Source organism: Streptomyces sp. NPDC002306 (assembly GCF_053593435.1).
The window spans coordinates 144,249-163,772 of sequence record NZ_JBSFCK010000013.1 but is presented as its reverse complement, the minus strand read 5'-3'; the positions used below and the strand labels follow the sequence as shown (position 1 = coordinate 163,772).

Genomic DNA, 19,524 nt, shown 5'->3' with positions numbered 1-19,524 from the left:
GATGCCACAGGTCATCAACGGAAGTCGGTTGGTCTGGATGAGAGTTCTGCGCGTCGGGACGGGCGTCGTGTCCCCCTGTGGCAGGGGCGCACGCCGGACAGCGCACAACAGCGACCTATTCTTCCATGCCTTCCGGCCTGCGCCAAAATCGGCCGTACGGCTCCCCCGCCGGATCCGGCGCCCAGCCGAGGATGGAGAGCATCTCGCGGTCCTTCTTGTCGAAGGCGGCGGGATCGCAACGCTCGATCAGGTCGGGCCGGTTGGCCGTGGTGCGCCGGAGCGCCTCGTCGCGCCGCCAGCGGGCGATCTTCCCGTGGTGCCCGCTGAGCAGCACCTCCGGGATCCCGCGGCCGTGCCACTCGGGCGGCTTGGTGTAGACGGGCCCTTCGAGGAGGTTGGCCATGGCGCCGGGCGCGAAGGAGTCGTCCCGGTGCGACTCGGCGTTGCCGAGGACCCCGGGCAGCAGCCTCGCCACGGCCTCCGTGATGACCAGGACGGCCGCCTCGCCGCCGGCCAGGACGTAGTCGCCGATGGACACCTCGTAGACCGGGATCCTGGTGGCGTACTCGTCGACGACCCGGCGGTCGATGCCCTCGTAGCGGGCCGGTGTGAAGATCAGCCAGGGGCGCTCGGAGAGCTCGACGGCGAGTTCCTGGGTGAAGGGACGGCCGCTGGGCGTGGGCACGATGAGCGCGGGCGCGTGGGCGCCCGTCTCGTAGCCGTCGGCGAGGGCCGCGTCGAGGGCGGCACCCCAGGGCTCGGTCTTCATGACCATGCCGGGGCCGCCGCCGTAGGGCGTGTCGTCGACCGTGTTGTGGCGGTCGTACGTCCAAGAGCGCAGGTCGTGCACATGGACGTCGAGCCGGCCACGCGCGCGTGCCTTGCCGACGAGCGAGACGTTCAGCGGATCGAGGTACTCGGGAAAGATCGTGACGACGTCGAGCCTCATGCGCTGTCGTCCCGGGAGGAGACGATCTCGGCGCGGTCGTCGATCAGACCGGGCGGCGGGTCGATGACCGCGCGCTGCTCCTCGAGGTCGATCTCGGTGACGATCTCCTCGACGAAGGGGATGAGGACCTCGCTGCCGTCGGGACGCACCACGATGAACAGGTCCTGCGAGGGCAGGTGCGAGATCTCGGTGATCCTGCCGACCTCGGTGCCGTCCACCGTCACCACGTCGAGGTCCATCAGCTGGTGGTCGTAGTACTCGTCCTCGTCCTCGGGCGACTCCTCGGGGTCGACGTCGGCGATCAGCAGGATGTTGCGGAGCGCCTCGGCGGCGGTCCGGTCGCGCACGCCCTCGAAGCGCAGCAGGAGGCGGCCGCTGTGGACGCGGCCCGTCTCGATGGTCAGCGGGCCGGCCGTGGCCGGATCGGTGGCCAGGACGGCTCCGGGCGCGAGCCGCAGTTCCGGCTCGTCGGTACGTACCTCGACGGTGACCTCGCCCTTGATGCCATGGGCGCGGCCGATCCGTGCGACTACCAGCTGCACTGTGCTCGATCTCCTGTCAGACGACTCTTACGACCTGCCGGCCGATACGACATCGGGCCGGGGACGGCCCAGTGGCCCTCCCCGGCCCGAGCCGGTGCTGCGAATGCGTCAGCGGACTTGGTCCACGTCGACGAGGTCGACGCGGACACCGCGGCCGCCGATGGCGCCCACGACGGTGCGCAGAGCGCGTGCGGTGCGGCCGTTGCGGCCGATCACCTTGCCGAGGTCGTCCGGGTGGACCCGGACCTCGAGCACCCGCCCGCGACGCAGGTCACGGGAGGCGACCTGCACATCGTCAGGGTTGTCGACGATGCCCTTCACGAGGTGCTCGAGAGCCTCCTCGAGCATGCTCAGGCCTCAGTCGACTCAGACGAAGACGACTCAGCGGCAGCCTCGTCCTTCTTCTCGGCCTTCTTCTTCTGGGTGATGGCCTCACCCTTGCCCGCGTCGTCGCCGCCGAGGGCGTCGAACAGCGGGCGCGCGGCCTTCGGAGCGGCCACGAGCAGCGGAGCCGGGGCGGGCTCGCCCTTGAACTTCTGCCAGTCGCCGGTCTTCTTCAGGATGGCGAGCACGGGCTCGGTCGGCTGCGCGCCGACACCCAGCCAGTACGCCACGCGGTCGGCGTCGACCTCGATGACCGACGGGTGGTAGGTCGGGTGGTACTTGCCGATCTCCTCGATGGCCCGGCCGTCACGGCGGGTGCGGGAGTCGGCGATGACGATGCGGTAGTGAGGCGCACGGATCTTGCCCAGACGCTTCAGCTTGATCTTGACTGCCACGGAAGTGGTGTCTCCTGGTCTTGACGTGGTTGGGCACGGCGAGATGGCCGCGTGGGGTTGCGGTACCCGAGTGCCCGACGGACGCGTCAGCCGGAGGAGAGAGGGGTCCTATGCGGCTGTCGAGTACAGCTAGCCATTGTGCCACACCCTGAGGGGCGCTTCCGGCCGAGGGGGCGCCCGGGCACACCTGACGGGCACCCGTCGCAGGCGTCGCCGTACGTCGGGTGCACCCCGCCCCGCGCCGTCGAGGCGCGGCTGCCACGAGCAGCCGCGCCCCTCAGCCCGCCGCGCCCACGATCTCCGGAATCCGGAACGGCTTCCCGCAGCCGCCGCACACGATCGGCGCCTGTGCCAGCACGGACGGGACGACCCGCACGTTGCGGCCGCAGTCGCAGACCGCCTTCACGCGCACCCCGCCGCCGGACGAGCCGTGGCGGGCGGCCGGGCCGCGGAAGGCCCGGGTGGTGTCGGCGGACGTGGCCGCCGTGTGCGCCTTCAGGGCGCGCTGGAGGCGCTCCATGGTCGGGCGGTACCGGCGCTTGGCCTCGGGGCTGAGCGTGACCAGCGAGAAGCCGCTGCTGGGATGCGGCTCCTCGGGGTGGTCCAGGCCCAGCTCCTCGGCGATCGCGAGGAACCTGCGGTTGTGGTAGCGGCCGGCCCGGGAGGTGTCACGGACACCGCGCGCGGCGGCGATGCCGTGGACTGCCTCGTGGAGCAGCCGCTCGAAGGAGAGCTCGTGCCCGCACGCGGACGACGACTCCCCGATCAGGGACTCTGGCGCGGCAAGGTCGGGCAGTTCGGGGTGGTACCGCTGAATGTCGGCCCACGCCTCTGCCAGCTCTGCGGCGAGAACAGGTGGTGTCTGTGTCGTGCTCACGTAATGACAACGAGCCGGGGTGCCCCTGTGTTCCGATTCCGGGCCATCCCAAATAATTTGCACGTACCAGTCAGTTGCCGCTGATGCGTCCTGACGAGGGCGGGTGCGCTGATCTGCGGATAAGCCTCACAGCTCGTATCAAGCTGGTGCGTAGGCTGACGTACGCCCCGGCGCGTAGACGTTGTCCACGCGCCGGAACACCTGTGGTCCGCGGATACGCAAGGGGCCTTTCGGCCGCTCTCGTGGCGAAGGCGCTACCTCAGTAAGCGCGCGCGACGATCGCGACGTTACCGGGTGCGTCGCCGTCGTCCGGCACCGACCCGTCCTCGGCGACCAGACAGCGTACGGTCACGGCGTGGTCGGCCAGCCTGGCCTCGCCCTCCTCGCCGAGGGTCGCCCACGGGACGCGCGCCCAGCCACCGCCGGCCGCGACCTCGACGGCCTCCTCGATCGTCGACACCTCGGAGGTACGGGACTCCCGGCGTTCGCGGGACTGGCGCAGCAGCAGCGCCTGATCCTCTTCGAGGAGCGCGGGGAGCGCGTCGACCAGGGCGCCGATCTCCACCGGCTCCTTGCCGCCGGGGATACGGCGGGCCAGCATCGCGGTGCCGTTCTCCAGGTCACGGGGCCCGATCTCGATCCGCACGGGCACGCCCTTGAGCTCCCAGTCGACGGCACGCCGGCCGAAGGGGATGTCCGTGCGGTCGTCGACCTGGACGCGGATCCCCGCCGTGCGCAACCGGTCGCCGAGCTCGCGGACCTTGGCCAGAACCGCGTCGTCGCCCTTGATCGCCAGCACGACGACCTGGATCTGCGCCAGCCGCGGCGGCACCCGCAGGCCGTTGTCGTCGCCGTGCATCATCACCAGGGCGCCGATCATGCGGGTCGTCGAGCCCCAGGAGGTCTGCCAGACCAGTTCCTGCCGGCCGTCCCTGGACAGGTACCGGGTGTTGAAGGCCCGCGCGAAGTTCTGGCCCAGTTCGTGACTGGTCGCCATCTGGAGAGCCTTGCCGTCGCCCATCATGCCTTCGAGGGTGAGGGTGTTGACGGCGCCCGCGAACCGCTCCTTGACGGTCTTGCGGCCGGGGACGACGTCCATCGCGAGGACGTTCACCATGAAGTCCTCGTAGACCTCGCGGTGGATGCGCGCGGCGAAGTCGCGCGCCTCCTCGTACGTCGCGTGCGCCGTGTGGCCTTCCTGCCACAGGAACTCGGACGTCCGCAGGAACAGGCGGGGCCGCAGCTCCCAGCGCACCACGTTCGCCCACTGGTTGATGAGCAGGGGCAGGTCGCGGTAGCTCTGCACCCACTTCGAGAAGTAGTCGTTGATGATCATCTCGGAGGTGGGGCGGACGACCGCGGGCTCCTCCAGTTCCTTGCCACCGCCGTGCGTGACCACCGCGAGCTCGGGCGCGAAGCCCTCGACGTGGTCGGCCTCCCTGGTGAGGTACGACTGCGGGATCAGCAGCGGGAAGTACGCGTTCTGGGTGCCGGTCTCCTTGATGCGGGCGTCCATCTCGGCCTGCATCCGCTCCCACAGCCCGTAGCCGTACGGTCGGATCACCATCGAACCGCGCACCGGGCCGTTGTCGGCCAGTTCGGCCTTGGCGATCAGATCCTGGTACCAGCGCGGGAAGTCGTCCGCCCTGGGCGTGAGTACGGGTGCCTTTGCCATGGCGAGATGGTACGGGCCCACGTTGCGGGGGCGTGAATTCTCGCCACATGCCCCGACAACCCGCAAACCGGACTCCGCAACCCCTGGACGACACCGCGAGCCGGGAGTTTCCTGGCATACGGGGGGAGTGCAAGTGCACATCACGGGGTCACGGATTCAAGCACGGCGACAACTCTCGGCGGATTGGGGCGCTTTCCTATGACACCTACGCTCGTGCGGCAGCACCTGCCTCACTCGGGGCCGGCGCCCCGGGTGGACCTGTGTGCACGCGCGCGTGACTGGTCCGAGATCCAGGAACGAATGCTGGTTCCGCTCTACGAGGCCGCCTACACGCGGCTGGAAGTGGGTCCCGCCACGCGGCTGCTCGGCCTCGGCTGTGGCTCCGGGCTGGCCCTGCTGATGGCCGCCTCCAGAGGCGCCTCGGTCACCGGTGTCGAACCCTCCTCCCCCGAACGGCTGGCCCTCGCCCGGCGACGGCTGCTGCCCGCGGCCTGGGACACACGCGCGCGTACGGACACCCGGCTCGTCGAGGGCTCGCCCGAGGACGCGGCCGACGCGCGGACAGCCGCGTACAACCTGGTGACCGCCTTCGAGCCGATCGGGTGCCTCGCGGGCGACTCGGAGGGGCTCGGTGAACTGCTCGCGGCGGCGACTCCGCTGACCGGGCGAGGGGCACCCGTGGTGCTGGCGGGCTGGGGTCCGCCTGAGCGGTGCGCCACGTCGTCCGTGCTGCGGGTGGCCACCAGGCTGGCGGATCCGCTGCGCAGCACGGCCAGTTGGCGCCCGGCCCGCCGTGACGACCTGGAGGAGGTGGCCCAGCGCGCCGGTCTCAAGCCGGACGGCTCCGGGCGCGTGGCGTGCCCCTTCGGGTACGCCGACATGGACAGCGCGGTACGCGGGCTGCTGTCGACCGGGTTGTTCGACGCGGCCGTCACCGCCACCGACCAGGCGCAGGTCGACAAGGAGTTGACGGAGGCTCTGCATCCGTTCCGGCGTCCGGACGGGACGGTCTGGATGTCGAACGTCTTCCGGTACCTGATAGCCCGCACGCGGTAGTACGGAGAGCCCGGCCGCACTGGTACAGAGGCGCTGCCCGGACGGGTGCGAAGTCCGGGCCCGAACCGGAGCGGAGGCTCGGGCCGGATCAGCGCGGAGGCCCTGGCCGGACCGGTACCGCGGTCCGGGCCGGAGGCGTGGGAAAGCCGTGCCCGAACCGGAGCTGAGGCTCCGGCCCGGCCGGCGCGCGGGCTCCAGCCGTACGAGTACGGGAGCCCCGGTTGCGCGAGCGCGTACACCGCGTCCGTACGAGTGCGTACGCCCCGGCTGCACGAGTGCCCATGCACCGGTCGCATGAGTGCGAATGCCCTGGTTGTACGAGCACGGCGGCTCGGCCCGTACGAGTGCGGCGTGCCTCGGCCGAAAGGGCGCTTCGGCGCGGAAGCCGCGCCCGCACGTGCGCCCGCGGCGCCGGAGGGGCACCCCCGACGCCGTACCGGACGAACGGTCAGCCCATGAACTTCTTGAACTCGTCCGGGAGCTCGAAGTCCTTGCCGCCCTGCTCCGGCAGCCCGAAGGCGTTACCGCCCTGAGCCGCGGCCTCGCGGCGCTGGGCCTCCTCCAGCTCCTGCTGCCGGCGCTTCATCGGGTTGCCCGAGCGCTGCTTGCCCTTGGCCTGCTTCGGCTGCTTCTTGGTCCGGCCGGGGCCGCCACCCATGCCCGGCATGCCCGGCATCCCGGGCATGCCGCCGCCCTGGGCCATGCGGGCCATCATCTTGCGCGCCTCGAAGAAGCGCTCGACCAGGCCCTTGACCGCGCTGACCTCGACGCCGGAACCCTTGGCGATACGGGCGCGACGCGAACCGTTGATGATCGTCGGCTCCTGGCGCTCGGCCGGGGTCATCGACTTGATGATCGCGGCCGTACGGTCGACGTCCCGCTCGTCCAGGTTGGCGATCTGGTCCTTGATCTGGCCCATGCCCGGAAGCATGCCGAGCAGCTTGCTGATGCTGCCCATCTTCCTGACCTGCTCCATCTGGGCCAGGAAGTCGTCCAGGGTGAAGTCCTGGCCCTTCTTGGACGCCAGCTTGGAGGCCATCTTCTCGGCCTCTTCCTGACTGAACGTCTTCTCCGCCTGCTCGATCAGGGTGAGCAGGTCACCCATGTCGAGGATGCGGGAGGCCATCCGGTCAGGGTGGAAGGCGTCGAAGTCGTCGAGCTTCTCGCCGTTCGACGCGAACATGATCGGCTTGCCGGTCACCGAGGCGATCGACAGGGCCGCGCCACCACGGGCGTCGCCGTCGAGCTTGGACAGCACGACACCGTCGAAGCCGACGCCGTCCCGGAAGGCCTCCGCCGTGTTCACGGCGTCCTGGCCGATCATCGCGTCGACGACGAAGAGGATCTCGTCGGGGCTGACCGCGTCGCGGATGTCCGCGGCCTGGCGCATCAGCTCCTGGTCGATGCCGAGGCGGCCCGCGGTGTCCACGATCACGATGTCGTGGACCTTGGCCTTGGCGAACTCCATGGAGTCCTTGGCGACCTTGACCGGGTCACCGACGCCGTTCCCGGGCTCCGGGGCGTAGACCGCGACACCGGCGCGCTCGGCGACGACGCTCAGCTGGTTGACGGCGTTGGGACGCTGGAGGTCGGCCGCGACCAGCAGCGGCGAGTGGCCCTGGTCCTTCAGCCACTTGCCGAGCTTGCCCGCGAGAGTGGTCTTACCGGCACCCTGGAGACCCGCCAGCATGATCACGGTCGGCGGCTGCTTCGCGAAGCGCAGGCGGCGCGTCTCGCCGCCGAGGATCGTGACGAGCTCGTCGTTGACGATCTTCAGGACCTGCTGGGCCGGGTTCAGGGCCTTGGAGACGTCGGCGCCGAGCGCCCGCTCCTTGACGTTCTTGATGAACGTGCGGACTACGGGGAGGGCCACATCCGCCTCGAGCAGGGCGATGCGGATCTCACGCGCCGTGGCGTCGATATCCGCTTCGCTCAAGCGCCCCTTGCCGCGCAAGTTCTTGAAGGTCGCTGAGAGGCGATCGGAGAGAGTATCGAACACGGCGGCGTCGGTCCTCGGAGTCGGGGGCGGGGTGAGCGTCTTCCAGGGTATCCGGCCGCGCAAGACATTCGTCCCCGCCTGCGGTAATCGGCGGCCGAAGACGGCCTGGACCGGCACGTCGGCGGGGAGCACGGCCGAGGGGCGCGGGACCGCGAGGTCACCCCCGCAGCGTCTCCTCCAGCTTGCGCGCCACGGACGCCGCCTCCTCGCTCGGCAGGGGCACACCGTCCGCACCGGTCACGTAGAAGGCGTCCACGGCGTTCGCGCCGAGCGTGCTGACATGAGCGCTGCGCATCCGTACGCCCGCGTCCTCCAGCGCCGACCCGATCCGGAACAGCAGTCCCGGGGCGTCCTGGGCGCGCACCTCGATCACGGTGGCGAGGCGGGACCCCGCGGAGGCGACCGTCACCCGCGCGGGGGGCGCGACGACGCCCCGGCGGCGCGGATAGGCCGCGTCGCGCTCGGCGAGGCGGGTGGTGATGTCCAGGGAGCCGTCCAGCGCACGCACGAGGTCGGCGCGCAGCCGGGTGGCCTGGGGCAGCGAGCCGTACTCCGCGGCGACCCGCCAGTCGAGCAGCAGGACCGAGCCGCCGACGCCGTCCGGCAGCGGCAGGGCGCGCAGCTCCGCCGTGCGCACGGTGAGGCGGTGCACGGCGAGGACTCCGGCGACCGCGGGCAGCACGCCGGGCTGGTCGGGTACGGCGATGAGCAGTTCCACGCCGAGCGGTTCCGGATCCTGCGCGGCGGACGGCTCCGGTTCGGCCGGCGGCTCGCTCTGGGCGCGCAGCGAGAGGACCGGGCCGCCCATGCGATGCGCCTCGACGGCGAGGCGTTCCTGCTCGGCGGTGGGGACGGCGTCCTCGGGCTCCGCGAGGACGTCGCCGGCCAGCACGGCCGCGACCCGCTTCACCAGGTCGGCGACGAGGGATCCGCGCCAGGAGGACCAGGCGGCCGGGCCGGTGGCCAGGGCGTCCGCCTCGGTGAGCGCGTGCAGCAGTTCCAGGGTGCTCTGACTGCCGACGGCCTCGGCGACCGCGCGCACGGTGGCGGGGTCGTCCAGGTCGCGCCGGGTCGCGGTCTCGACGAGCAGCAGGTGATGGCGGACCAGGCAGGCCAGGACGGTCACGTCCGCGCGGTCGAAGCCGATCCGGGCGGCCACGTCCTTGGCGATGATCTCGCCGGCCACCGAGTGGTCGCCGGGCCAGCCCTTGCCGATGTCGTGCAGCAGGGCGGCGACCAGCAGCAGGTCGGGGCGGCTGACGCGGCGGGTGAACTCGGAGGCGCGGACGGCGGTCTCGATGAGGTGCCGGTCGACGGTCCAGATGTGCACGGCGTTGCGCTGCGGGCGGCAGCGCACCCGCTCCCAGTCGGGCAGCAGCCGGGTGATCACTCCCTCGGCCTCCAGCGCCTCCCAGACCTCGATGGTCGGGCGGCCCGAACCGAGCAGGGTCACCAGTTGTTCGCGTGCCTCGGCGGGCCAGGGCGTGGGCAGGGGACGCGCGATGGCCGCCAGGCGCCGTACGGCGTGCAGGGAGAGCGGGAGGCCGGCCTGCGCGGCGGCGGCCGCGGCACGCAGGGGGAGCACGGGGTCGCGTTCGGGGCGCGCGGCACGGGCGAGCACCACCTCGCCGTCCTGCTCCACCACGCCTTCCGCCAGCGGGGAGCGCTCGGTGATCTGCTTGCCGCCGCCGAGCATGGCGCGCAGCCGCGGCCGTACGGCGCGCGAGCGCAGGACGCGGCTCACCTCGCGCCAGGTGACGTCACTGGCGTAGGAGATGACGCGGGCGGCTTCGTACACCTGTCGCAGGAGGGTGTCGGCGTCCAGCAGGCCGAGCTCGGCGGCGACCTGGTCCTGTTCCTGGAGGGCGAGCCGGTCGGTCGCGCGTCCGGTGGTCAGGTGGAGGGCGTCGCGGACGTCGAGGAGCCGGCGCCGGGCGTCGGCGAGGCCCTCGCGGGGGGCGTCGGCGAGCCAGGAGGCGGCGACGGCGCGCAGCATGGTGGCGTCGCGCAGGCCGCCGCGGGCCTCCTTCAGGTCGGGTTCCAGCAGGAACTGGAGCTCGCCCTGACGTTCGGCGCGTTCCGCGCACAGTTCCTGGAGTTCGGGGAGGCGTTTCGGCGCCTGATTGCGCCAGTCGGCGAGCACCGCCGTGCGCAGTCCCGCGGTGAGACCGAGGTCGCCCGCGATGTGCCGGGCGTCGAGCAGACCGAGCTGGACCTTGAGGTCGTCGCCGGCCGTCTTGCGGGCCTCGGCCGGGGTGCGGACGGAGTGGTCGAGGGCGAGGCCGAGGTCCCAGACCGGGTACCAGAGGCGGTCGGCCAGCGCGGCGACCGCGCCGGAGTCGCCGCCGTCGTGCAGCAGCAGGAGGTCGAGGTCGCTGCGCGGGGACAGTTCCCCCCGCCCGTAGCCGCCGACCGCGACCAGTGACGCCCCGCGCAGTCCGCCGCTGCCCGCGTCGAACAGGCCGGTCAGCCAGTCGTCGGTCAGTTCGGCGAGGGCCGCACGGCGCGGCGGCCCGAACCGCGCCCCCTCGGTGAGGAGGCGCAGCCGGGCCGCCGCGTAGCCGCTGGGTCCCGAGTCCTCTGCATCCTTGCGCATGTCCGTACTCGTCACCCAGCGACTCCTGTCGGTCTTCTGATTAGAGCGCGTCCGGGCCGCGCTCGCCGGTCCGGACCCGCACGGCCGTCTCGACCGGGAGGGACCAGACCTTGCCGTCACCGATCTTGCCGGTCCGGGCCGCCTTGACGATGACGTCGATGAGGCCCTCGGCGTCGTCGTCCTCGGCCAGCACCTCGATACGGATCTTGGGGACCAGGTCGACCGTGTACTCGGCGCCCCGGTAGACCTCGGTGTGTCCCCTCTGACGACCGTAACCGCTCGCCTCGGTGACCGTCAGTCCGTGGACCCCGAAGGCCTGGAGGGCCTCCTTGATCTCGTCGAGCCGGTGGGGCTTGACGACGGCGGTGATGAGCTTCATGCGTCCACCTTCTTGCTCGCAGTGCCGCCTGCCCCGGCCGGGACGGCGGACCGGGCGGCACCACCACCGGCCCCGCTGAAGTCGTATGCGGTCTCGGCGTGCTCGGCCTGGTCGATCCCGGCCACCTCGTCGTCCTCGGAGACGCGCATCCCGATCGTCTTGTCGAGGAGGAAGGCGAGGATCGCGGAGACGATCAGCGAGTAGGCGAGGACCGCGAAGACACCGGCGCACTGCTTCCAGAGCTGGTCGAAGGAGTGGTCGCCGTAGAAGACGCCCGTCGCGGTCGACTGGCCCTTGCCGGTGGCGAAGAAGCCGATCAGCAGGGAGCCGATGACACCGCCGACCAGGTGAACACCGACGACGTCGAGGGAGTCGTCGTAGTTGAACCGGTACTTCAGGCCGACGGCCATGGCGCACAGCACACCGGCGATGGCGCCGACGGCGATCGCGCCGAGCGGGGAGACCGCACCACCCGAGGGGGTGATGGCGACGAGACCCGCGACCGCGCCGGAGGCGGCGCCCAGCGTGGTGAACGCGCCGTGGCGGATCTTCTCGTAGGCGAGCCAGGCCAGCATGGCGGCCGCGGTGGCGACCTGCGTGTTGACGAACATCAGCGCGCCGACGCCGTCGTCGTTGCCCAGCCACGAACCGGCGTTGAATCCGAACCAGCCGAACCACAGCAGACCGGCGCCGAGCATGACGAGCGGGAGGCTGTGCGGGCGCATCGGGTCCTTCTTGAAGCCGACCCGCTTGCCGATGACCAGGATCACGCCGAGTGCCGCGGCACCCGCGTTGATGTGGACCGCCGTACCACCGGCGAAGTCGATCACACCGAGGTCGAAGGCCCAGCCGCCGGCGCCCCAGACCCAGTGCGCGACCGGGAAGTAGACGACCGTGGCCCACAGGGCGATGAACAGCGCCCACGCGCTGAACTTCACCCGGTCCGCGAGAGCGCCGCTGATCAGGGCGGGCGTGATGATCGCGAACATCAGCTGGAAGACCATGAAGACGAAGACCGGGATGGTGTAGCCGTCCCACAGCTCCGTCAGGCCGATGTTGCTGAGGCCGACCCAGTCCGAGTTCCAGCCGATGAGGCTGCCGTGATCGGTGCCGAAGGCGAGGGAGAAGCCGTAGAGCACCCACAGGATGGTGACGATCCCCAGGCTGATGAAGCTCATCATCAGCATGTTCAGGGTGCTCTTGACGCGGACCATGCCTCCGTAGAAGAAGGCCAGGCCCGGGGTCATGAGCATCACCAGGGCGGAACAGATGAGCATGAAGCCTGTGTTGGCAGACGACAGCGTGGGCGCGTCTGCCGCAAGCGTGATGGCTGCTGCCATCGGCGTCTCCTCGTCGTTGGTACGGCCCCGTGCGGGCGAAGCCTGGGCGGAGTGAGGGGTGGGCCGGTTATGCGCCATGAGATTGACGCAGCGCCGTTTCGGTCGACGCCCCTCGTTGTTTCACCGCGGTGACGAAGGCGGCTTGCGTGTTACGCCTCGATGAACCGCCGGATTGTGGGCACGGGGATCGTTATCGTGGCGCAACCTTCGGTGAAGGCAGGAAACCGGCCGCGGTCGGCCTTCCGATGACCTGGCATGGGGGAGCCGAGTCGGGCAGTTCGGGAGGGCCGGCCGCGACCGGGGCTGGTGGGGTTCACACCGCTTCCGCGGTCTCCGGCAGCTCGACGGCGAGCTTCGCGGTCAGATCGACGATCTCGGCGAGCTCCCCGAAATCGCGTACAGCGGTGTCCACGGTCTTTCGGATACGAGTGTTGACGCGCTCGGAACGCACCTTCTTCGCGATGCCCATCGCCTCCTCGGCGAAGCCCGTGCTCCGCTCGGGTTCGCGGCGCAGCAGGTGCACGGTGGCCATGCCGATCAGGTTGAGTGCGTACGACCGCTGGTGCTCGGCGTCCTGGCCGAACAGCTGGACGGCCCGCTGCATGAGGGGCTCGGCCAGGGAGGCGTAGGCGGGACTGCGGCCGGCGACGTAGGCGAGGTCACGGAAGGAGTGGGAGTTCTCGCCGTACAGCTCGGCCTCGGAGAAGAAGCGGATCCAGTCGGGGTCCGGCTCGTCCCACTCGTCGGCGTCGGTGAAGGTGTCCTCGGCCATCCGCACGGCCCGCTTGCACTTGCCGGGCTGGCCCATGTTGGCGTAGGCGCGGGCCTCCATCGCATACAGCATCGACTGGGTGCGCGGGCTCGCGCAGTCGCGGCTGCCGTACTGCGCGAGGTGGATCAGCTCCAGGGCGTCGTCGGGCCGCCCGAGGTGGATCATCTGGCGGCTCATGCTGGACAGGACGTACGAGCCGAGCGGCTTGTCGCCGGCCTCCCGGGCCGCGTGCAGGGCCAGGACGAAGTACTTCTGCGCGGTCGGTTGCAGCCCGATGTCGTAGCTCATCCAGCCGGCCAGCTCGGCCAGCTCGGCGGCGACCTTGAACAGCTTCCTGGAGGTCTCCTCGGGCTGGGGTTCCTGGAGGAGGTCGGTCACCTCGTGCAGCTGGCCGACGACCGCCTTGCGGCGCAGGCCGCCGCCGCACTGGGCGTCCCACTGCCGGAACATCACCGTGGTGGACTCCAGCAGCTCCAGCTCGGGCCGGGACAGCCGGCCGCGCGCGCGGGAGACCGGCGTGGAGTCCGGCTCCTGCCGCGGGCCGGGGACCGAGGGCACGAGCCAGCGCTGCATGGGCTCGATGAGGGCCGGGCCCGCGGACAGCGCCAGCGACGTCCCGAGGAAGCCGCGCCGCGCCAGCATCAGGTCGCTGCGCGAGAACTCGCTGAGCAGGGCCACCGTCTGCGGGCCCGTCCAGGGCAGGTCGACGCCGGACACGGACGGTGACTGCCGTGCGGCGCGCAGGCCGAGATCCTCGACGGAGACGACGCAGCCGAACCGTTCGGAGAACAGCTCGGACAGGATCCGGGGGATGGGCTCGCGGGGGTTCTCGCCGTCCAGCCAGCGACGCACCCGCGAGGTGTCCGTCGAGATGTGGTTGGCCCCCAACTGGCGGGCTCGGCGGTTCACCTGGCGCGCGAGCTCGCCCTTGGACCAACCGCTGCGCACGAACCACGAGCCGAGCAGCTCGTTGGGGCGCTTGTCAGCGTTCACTCCACTTCCGCCGTTGCCGCCCACTGGAACGCCCCCATCCCTGAGACCTCTTGTCGCCGAATGCGCCAAGCCCTATCAGAATGCCGGTAAATACGGCCGTCCGTCCCGAAGTTCTCACCCTTCGAACGGAAACCCGAGATGCCCCCGGCATACCCACTGGCGCATGTGCCTCCGAGTCTCGTGCACTCAAAGTAATCCTACGATCACCGGTCCAGCCATGGCGATCCCTCAATCGCCACCTTTCGCCACCCCTTCGAATGAACTCACGATGGCCTCCGCGCGATTCACTTGACATAGGACGGCCGGGAGTGAGCGGAGAGGTGCATGCAGGGGCGCGCACCGCCCAGCACGCGACCCCCGGGCGCTTCAAGGCGCCGCCCGGATCACGCGGCATCGGGGAGCGGGAACGCGCGAAGTCACTCAGAGTCATGATGGGCGTCCGTCTCGTAACCACCGGTGCGTCGGACCCGTTGGAGGGGGCATGGGCTTCACGATCGGCAGCAGTCGGGGTATCCGCGACATCCGGTCCGCCTCGCGCCGCCGCGGCCGCTCCTCGGAGAGCACCGCCGTGGCCGAGTTCACCGGACTGTGGGGCTGGGACGTCGTGCCCGGCGCCAGGGCCGCCGCGGGGGTGTGTTCCTGCGGCCGCCCGGACTGCCGGGCGCCGGGCGCGCACCCGCTCGACTTCGCACCCGAGGTACCCGCCGGGGCGACGCTCGACGAGGTCAGCGAGGCGTGGGCGGAGGTGCCGGGGGCCGCCGTGATGCTGCCGGTCGGCCGCGCGTTCGACGTCGTGGAGGTGGCCGAGCCGGCCGGGCGCCGCGCGCTGGTCCGGCTGGAGCGCATGGGCCTGCCGCTGGGCCCGGTCACCGCGACCCCCGGGGGCCGCGCCCAGTTCTACGTCGCCCCCGGCGCCGCTGCCGAACTGCCCGAGCTGCTCTACCGCATGGGCTGGGACGACCCGTGCACCCTGGACCTGCGCGGCCTCGGCCCCGGTACGTACGTGACCGCGCCGCCCTCCGACCGCGGCGGCCTCGGCCCGGTGCAGTGGCTGCGCCCCCCTGCCCTGGACTCGGCGACGAAGCCGCCGGCGGCGCGTCTGCTGCTGGGCACGCTGGCGTACGTGGCACACCGCTCACGGGCGTGAGCCGAGCACCCCACGACCAGGCGCGCGGACACACACCGAGCGCCCCACACGAAGCACCCACGCGAGCGTGCGCCCTGCGCCTCACACAAGGGTTCGAGCGGACGCGCGCAGAGCGCCGGGCGCCGAACAGCACCGACAGGCGCGAGCACGGCACCTCAGGCGAAAGGTGTGCGCGCCCGGCGCCTTGACCCGACAGACCTGCGCGGGCGCGCGCCTGGCGCCCGCAAGCAAGGGCCCGAGCGGGCGCGAGCCCCGCGCCCGACGCGAAAGACCGGCGCGAGCGGGACCCCGCACCTCGTCCCGAAGGACCCGCGCGGGGCGCGCCTGGTGCCCCCTCTCTCGCGCCCGGCGCCCCAAGCCGAAGGGCCCTACCGCATCTGCACCATGCGGTAGGGCCCCTCTTCGATCGGACACCGGTTTCGGCCGGCGGAGTTCACTCCCCGATCAGGGCATCCACGAACGCCTCCGGCTCGAACGGCGCCAGGTCGTCCGCGCCCTCCCCGAGCCCGATCAACTTGACCGGCACGCCCAGCTCACGCTGGACCGCGATCACGATGCCGCCCTTGGCCGTGCCGTCCAGCTTGGTCAGCACGATGCCGGTGATGTCGACGACCTCGGCGAACACCCGGGCCTGCACGAGGCCGTTCTGCCCGGTGGTGGCGTCGAGGACGAGCAGCACCTCGTCGAGCGGGGCCTGCTTCTCGACCACGCGCTTGACCTTGCCGAGCTCGTCCATGAGCCCGGTCTTGGTGTGCAGCCGGCCGGCCGTGTCGATGAGGACGACGTCGGCCCCCATCTCCTTGCCCTCCTTCACCGCGTCGAAGGCGACGGAGGCGGGGTCGCCGGCCTCCGGCCCGCGCACGATGTGGGCGCCGACCCGCTCGCCCCAGGTCTGGAGCTGTTCGGCGGCGGCGGCGCGGAAGGTGTCGGCGGCCCCGAGGACGACGGTCCGGCCGTCCGCCACCAGGACCCGGGCGAGCTTGCCGGTGGTGGTGGTCTTGCCGGTGCCGTTGACCCCGACGACCATCACGACGCCGGGCTTGCCGGTCTCCGGCTCGGTCTTCACGGCACGGTCGAAGTCGGTGCCGACCAGGGTGAGCAGCTCCTCGCGCAGCAGGGCGCGCAGCTCCTCGGGCGTGCGGGTGCCGAGCACCCGCACCCGCTCGCGCAGCCGTTCGACCAGCTCCTGGGTGGGCAGCACGCCGACGTCGGCGGTGAGCAGGGTGTCCTCGATCTCCTCCCAGGTGTCGTCGTCGAGGTGCTCGCGCGACAGCAGGGTGAGCAGACCCTTGCCGAGCGCGTTCTGCGAGCGGGAGAGACGGGCGCGCAGGCGGACCAGCCGCCCGGCGGAGGGCTCCGGGATCTCGATCCCGGGAGCTTCGGCGGCGGGGGGTTCCTCGACGGCGACGGAGGCCGAGCCGTCCGGGAGGTCCACCTCCTCTATCGTGCGGCGCGGTTCTTCACGCGGCGTCTCGGCCTCGTCGCCGACATGCGGCTCGGCCGGAGGTGCGGTGATGTCGGGGACGGTGGGCGGCGGCGGGGGCAGCGACTTCTTCCGCCGGCTGCCGACGATGAGCCCGCCGAGCGCGCCGAGCACGACCAGGGCGATGACTACAGCAAGGATGACGGTTTCCATAACCCGTCCAGTATCAGCCATGGGCTCCGCCCGGACCCAGCTTGTACTTTCCTCCAATCCGGCGAGCCGCCCCCGGGCGTACGACACCGGGGCATCGCCGTAGCCATCTGACGCCTCGTCAGCTACCGTCCCCCTCGCCAACCCGAAGGGGGACCCCCATGCCCGTCACGGTCGTACGTTTCAACCTCGTCGCGCCCGACGCCACCCCGGCCTCGCTGCACGCGCGCTACGCGGCGGCCCTGGAGATGGCGAGGTACGCCGACGAGCACGGGATCACCACCGTGCAGACGGAGGAGCACCACGGCGTCGCGAACAACTGGCTGCCGTCGCCGTTCGCGTTCGCGGGCGCGGTGCTCGGCGCGACCCGGCGGCTCGCGGTGACGGTCTCGGCGGTGATCGGCCCGCTGCACGACCCGCTGCGGCTCGCCGAGGACATCGCCGTACTGGATCTGCTGAGCGGCGGGCGGCTGGTGACCGTCGCCGGGATCGGCTACCGGCCCGAGGAGTACGCCATGTTCGGCGTGGACTGGAAGCGGCGGGGCCGGCTCCAGGACGAGGTGCTGGAGACGGTCCTGAAGGCGTGGACCGGCGAGGAGTTCACCTATCGCGGCCGTACCGTACGGGTGACCCCGCGCCCCGGCACCGACCCGCACCCGCTGCTGCTGGTGGGCGGCTCCTCCGAGGCCGCCGCCCGCCGGGCCGCCCGTCTCGGACTGCCCTTCTTCCCCAGCGCGCACCTGCCGGAACTGGAGACGTACTACAAGGACCGGCTCGCGGAGTACGGCACCGAGGGCTGGACGATGATGCCCGCCGCCGAGACGCCGCTCCTGCACATCGCCGAGGACCCGGACCGGGCCTGGGCCGAGTACGGCACGCACTTCCTGCACGAGGCCCGCACCTACGCCTCCTGGCAGTCCGGCGACATCCGCTCGGCCGTGCGGTCGGCGGCGACCACGGTGGCCGAGTTGCGCGCCGAGGGCGTGTACCGCGTACTGACGCCGGACGCGTGCGTGGCGCTGGGGCTGGACAACCTCGTGCTGCACCCGCTGGCCGGCGGGATGCCGGTCGAGGAGGGGTGGCGCGGTCTGCGGCTGTTCTGCGAAGACGTACTGCCCCGGCTCGGTGACTGAGCCGGGGCAGTACGTCTTACGGGAACGAGGAGAGGGGCAGCGGGGACTTGGCCCTTCTCCCCGAGCTCGGGGGGCGGGTCAGCCCATCTCCTCCAGGGCCTTGCCCTTCGTCTCCTTCACGTACTTCAGGACGAAGGGGATGGAGAGCGCGGCGAACACCGTGTAGATCACGTAGGTAGCGGAGAGGTTCCAGTCGGCCAGCGACGGGAAGCTCGCGGTGATGGCCCAGTTGGCGATCCACTGCGCGGAGGCGGCCACGCCCAGGGCGGCGGCGCGGATCCGGTTCGGGAACATCTCACCGAGGAAGACCCAGACGACCACACCCCAGGACAGGGCGAAGAAGAGCACGAAGACGTGGGCGGCGATCAGGGCGACCCAGCCCTGGGTGGCCGGGAGCTTGCCGTCGACCAGGTCGAAGGAGAAGGCCCAGGCCTCCAGTCCGAGGCCGATCACCATGCCGACCGAGCCGATGAGGGCCAGCGGCTTGCGGCCGACGCGGTCCACGAAGATCATCGCGATCACGGTGCCGACGATGTTGATGATCGACGTCGTGAAGGAGTAGAAGAACGAGTCCGACGGGTCGACACCGACCGACTGCCACAGCGTCGAGGAGTAGTAGAACGCGACGTTGATGCCGACGAACTGCTGGAAGACCGACAGGCCGATACCGACCCAGACGATCGGCTTGAAGAAGAAGGAGCCGCCCAGCAGGTCCTTGAAGGAGGACTTGTGCTCGCTCTTCATGGCGTGCTCGATCTCGGCGACGCGGGCGGTCAGGTCGACCTTGTCGCCCTCGACCTCCTTGAGCACCTCACGGGCGCGGTCGTCCTTGCCCACGGAGATCAGGAAGCGCGGCGACTCGGGGATCGCGAAGGAGAGCAGTCCGTACAGGACGGCCGGGATGACCATGACGCCGAGCATGACCTGCCAGGCCTCGAGCCCGATGATCTTGCCGCGCTGGTCACCGCCGGCGGCGTTCAGGATGCCCCAGTTGACCAGCTGCGAGATGGCGATACCGACGACGATCGCGGCCTGCTGGAAGGAGCCGAGACGACCGCGGTACGCGGCCGGGGAGACCTCGGCGATGTAGGCGGGGCCGATGACGGAGGCCATGCCGATGGCGAATCCGCCGATGATGCGCCAGAAGGCGAGGTCCCACAGCGCGAACGGCAGCGCGGAGCCGATGGCGCTGACCGTGAAGAGGGCCGCGGAGATCTGCATACAGCGGATGCGGCCGATGCGGTCGGCTATCCGGCCCGCGGTCGCCGCGCCGATGGCACAGCCGATCAGGGCGACGGCGATGACCTGCGCCAGCGCGGCCGAGCCGATGTCGTAGCGGCTGCGGATGGCCTCGACGGCTCCGTTGATCACGGCACTGTCGTAACCGAAGAGGAAACCGCCCATCGCGGCCGCCGCCGCGATGAAGATGACGTGCCCGAGATGTTCGGGGTGAGCCGTCCCGGCTCCGGATTGGGGTGCCTGCGCGGTGCTGGTCACGTGTAACTCCTCGGGCCACCGGCCTCACTGCCGGGGGTGTGGGGGGCAAGCCCCTCAGTGGTGGTTCCAGTGGCGCATAGGTTCACGCCACTCACCCCTGAAGGTAAAAGCAACGTTGCAGAGACTATGCCTTCAAGTCTCGAAGTCAACTTCGCGA

At 71.0% G+C, this 19,524-nt stretch carries 16 protein-coding genes; 3 read left to right on the top strand and 13 right to left on the bottom strand.

What is annotated here, in order from left to right; translation table 11 throughout:
• Positions 1-115: 115 nt before the first annotated feature.
• The 6 genes from trmD to proS all read right to left on the bottom strand — a co-directional run bounded on the left by trmD (position 116) and on the right by proS (position 4,822).
• Entirely contained in the window at positions 116-949 is an 834-nt protein-coding gene (gene trmD / locus ACWCQK_RS25160; RefSeq protein ID WP_451158472.1) for a tRNA (guanosine(37)-N1)-methyltransferase TrmD, read from the bottom strand.
• Positions 946-1,491, bottom strand: coding sequence for a ribosome maturation factor RimM (gene rimM, locus ACWCQK_RS25155; protein ID WP_451158470.1), 546 nt, complete (start codon positions 1,489-1,491; stop codon positions 946-948). The genes trmD and rimM overlap by 4 nt, the downstream gene beginning before the upstream one ends.
• A gap of 108 nt (positions 1,492-1,599) precedes the next feature.
• A complete protein-coding gene (locus ACWCQK_RS25150) occupies positions 1,600-1,839 on the bottom strand; it encodes an RNA-binding protein (RefSeq protein WP_033321114.1) in 240 nt (79 codons plus the stop codon).
• Positions 1,840-1,841: 2 nt separating this feature from the next.
• A complete protein-coding gene (gene rpsP / locus ACWCQK_RS25145) occupies positions 1,842-2,270 on the bottom strand; it encodes a 30S ribosomal protein S16 (RefSeq protein WP_451158468.1) in 429 nt (142 codons plus the stop codon).
• A gap of 277 nt (positions 2,271-2,547) precedes the next feature.
• Complete coding sequence (locus tag ACWCQK_RS25140) at positions 2,548-3,147, bottom strand: hypothetical protein (protein ID WP_385780353.1); 600 nt, start codon at positions 3,145-3,147, stop codon at positions 2,548-2,550.
• A gap of 259 nt (positions 3,148-3,406) precedes the next feature.
• The gene (gene proS, locus ACWCQK_RS25135) at positions 3,407-4,822 is read right to left on the bottom strand and encodes a proline--tRNA ligase (protein WP_451158466.1); all 1,416 of its coding nucleotides are present in this window, start codon (positions 4,820-4,822) and stop codon (positions 3,407-3,409) included.
• A gap of 198 nt (positions 4,823-5,020) precedes the next feature.
• Between proS and ACWCQK_RS25130 the strand changes: the two genes are divergently transcribed.
• Positions 5,021-5,878: an SAM-dependent methyltransferase gene (locus ACWCQK_RS25130; RefSeq protein ID WP_451158464.1), complete on the top strand. Its 858-nt coding sequence runs from the start codon at positions 5,021-5,023 to the stop codon at positions 5,876-5,878.
• Positions 5,879-6,326: 448 nt separating this feature from the next.
• On the opposite strand, the gene ffh is transcribed toward ACWCQK_RS25130, so the two are convergent.
• The 5 genes from ffh to nsdA all read right to left on the bottom strand — a co-directional run bounded on the left by ffh (position 6,327) and on the right by nsdA (position 13,981).
• Complete coding sequence (ffh, locus tag ACWCQK_RS25125; RefSeq protein ID WP_451158462.1) at positions 6,327-7,877, bottom strand: signal recognition particle protein; 1,551 nt, start codon at positions 7,875-7,877, stop codon at positions 6,327-6,329.
• A gap of 157 nt (positions 7,878-8,034) precedes the next feature.
• The gene (locus ACWCQK_RS25120; protein WP_451158460.1) at positions 8,035-10,488 is read right to left on the bottom strand and encodes a [protein-PII] uridylyltransferase; all 2,454 of its coding nucleotides are present in this window, start codon (positions 10,486-10,488) and stop codon (positions 8,035-8,037) included.
• A gap of 25 nt (positions 10,489-10,513) precedes the next feature.
• Positions 10,514-10,852: a P-II family nitrogen regulator gene (locus ACWCQK_RS25115; RefSeq protein ID WP_006379495.1), complete on the bottom strand. Its 339-nt coding sequence runs from the start codon at positions 10,850-10,852 to the stop codon at positions 10,514-10,516.
• Complete coding sequence (locus ACWCQK_RS25110; RefSeq protein ID WP_451158458.1) at positions 10,849-12,192, bottom strand: ammonium transporter; 1,344 nt, start codon at positions 12,190-12,192, stop codon at positions 10,849-10,851. The genes ACWCQK_RS25115 and ACWCQK_RS25110 overlap by 4 nt, the downstream gene beginning before the upstream one ends.
• 313 nt (positions 12,193-12,505) lie before the next feature.
• The gene (gene nsdA, locus ACWCQK_RS25105; protein WP_451158456.1) at positions 12,506-13,981 is read right to left on the bottom strand and encodes a transcriptional repressor NsdA; all 1,476 of its coding nucleotides are present in this window, start codon (positions 13,979-13,981) and stop codon (positions 12,506-12,508) included.
• Positions 13,982-14,438: 457 nt separating this feature from the next.
• Here nsdA and ACWCQK_RS25100 point away from each other — a divergent pair, with 457 nt between their 5' ends.
• Positions 14,439-15,104, top strand: a complete 666-nt coding sequence (locus ACWCQK_RS25100; protein WP_451158454.1) for a bifunctional DNA primase/polymerase — start codon at positions 14,439-14,441, stop codon at positions 15,102-15,104.
• Between the two features lie 433 nt (positions 15,105-15,537).
• Here the strand turns inward: ACWCQK_RS25100 and ftsY are convergent, their stop codons facing one another.
• The gene (gene ftsY, locus ACWCQK_RS25095; protein WP_451158452.1) at positions 15,538-16,740 is read right to left on the bottom strand and encodes a signal recognition particle-docking protein FtsY; all 1,203 of its coding nucleotides are present in this window, start codon (positions 16,738-16,740) and stop codon (positions 15,538-15,540) included.
• A 158-nt stretch (positions 16,741-16,898) separates the two neighbouring features.
• Here ftsY and ACWCQK_RS25090 point away from each other — a divergent pair, with 158 nt between their 5' ends.
• The gene (locus ACWCQK_RS25090; RefSeq protein ID WP_451158450.1) at positions 16,899-17,870 is read left to right on the top strand and encodes an LLM class flavin-dependent oxidoreductase; all 972 of its coding nucleotides are present in this window, start codon (positions 16,899-16,901) and stop codon (positions 17,868-17,870) included.
• 78 nt (positions 17,871-17,948) lie between these two features.
• Here the strand turns inward: ACWCQK_RS25090 and ACWCQK_RS25085 are convergent, their stop codons facing one another.
• Positions 17,949-19,367: a sugar porter family MFS transporter gene (locus ACWCQK_RS25085; RefSeq protein ID WP_451158448.1), complete on the bottom strand. Its 1,419-nt coding sequence runs from the start codon at positions 19,365-19,367 to the stop codon at positions 17,949-17,951.
• Positions 19,368-19,524 lie beyond the last annotated feature (157 nt).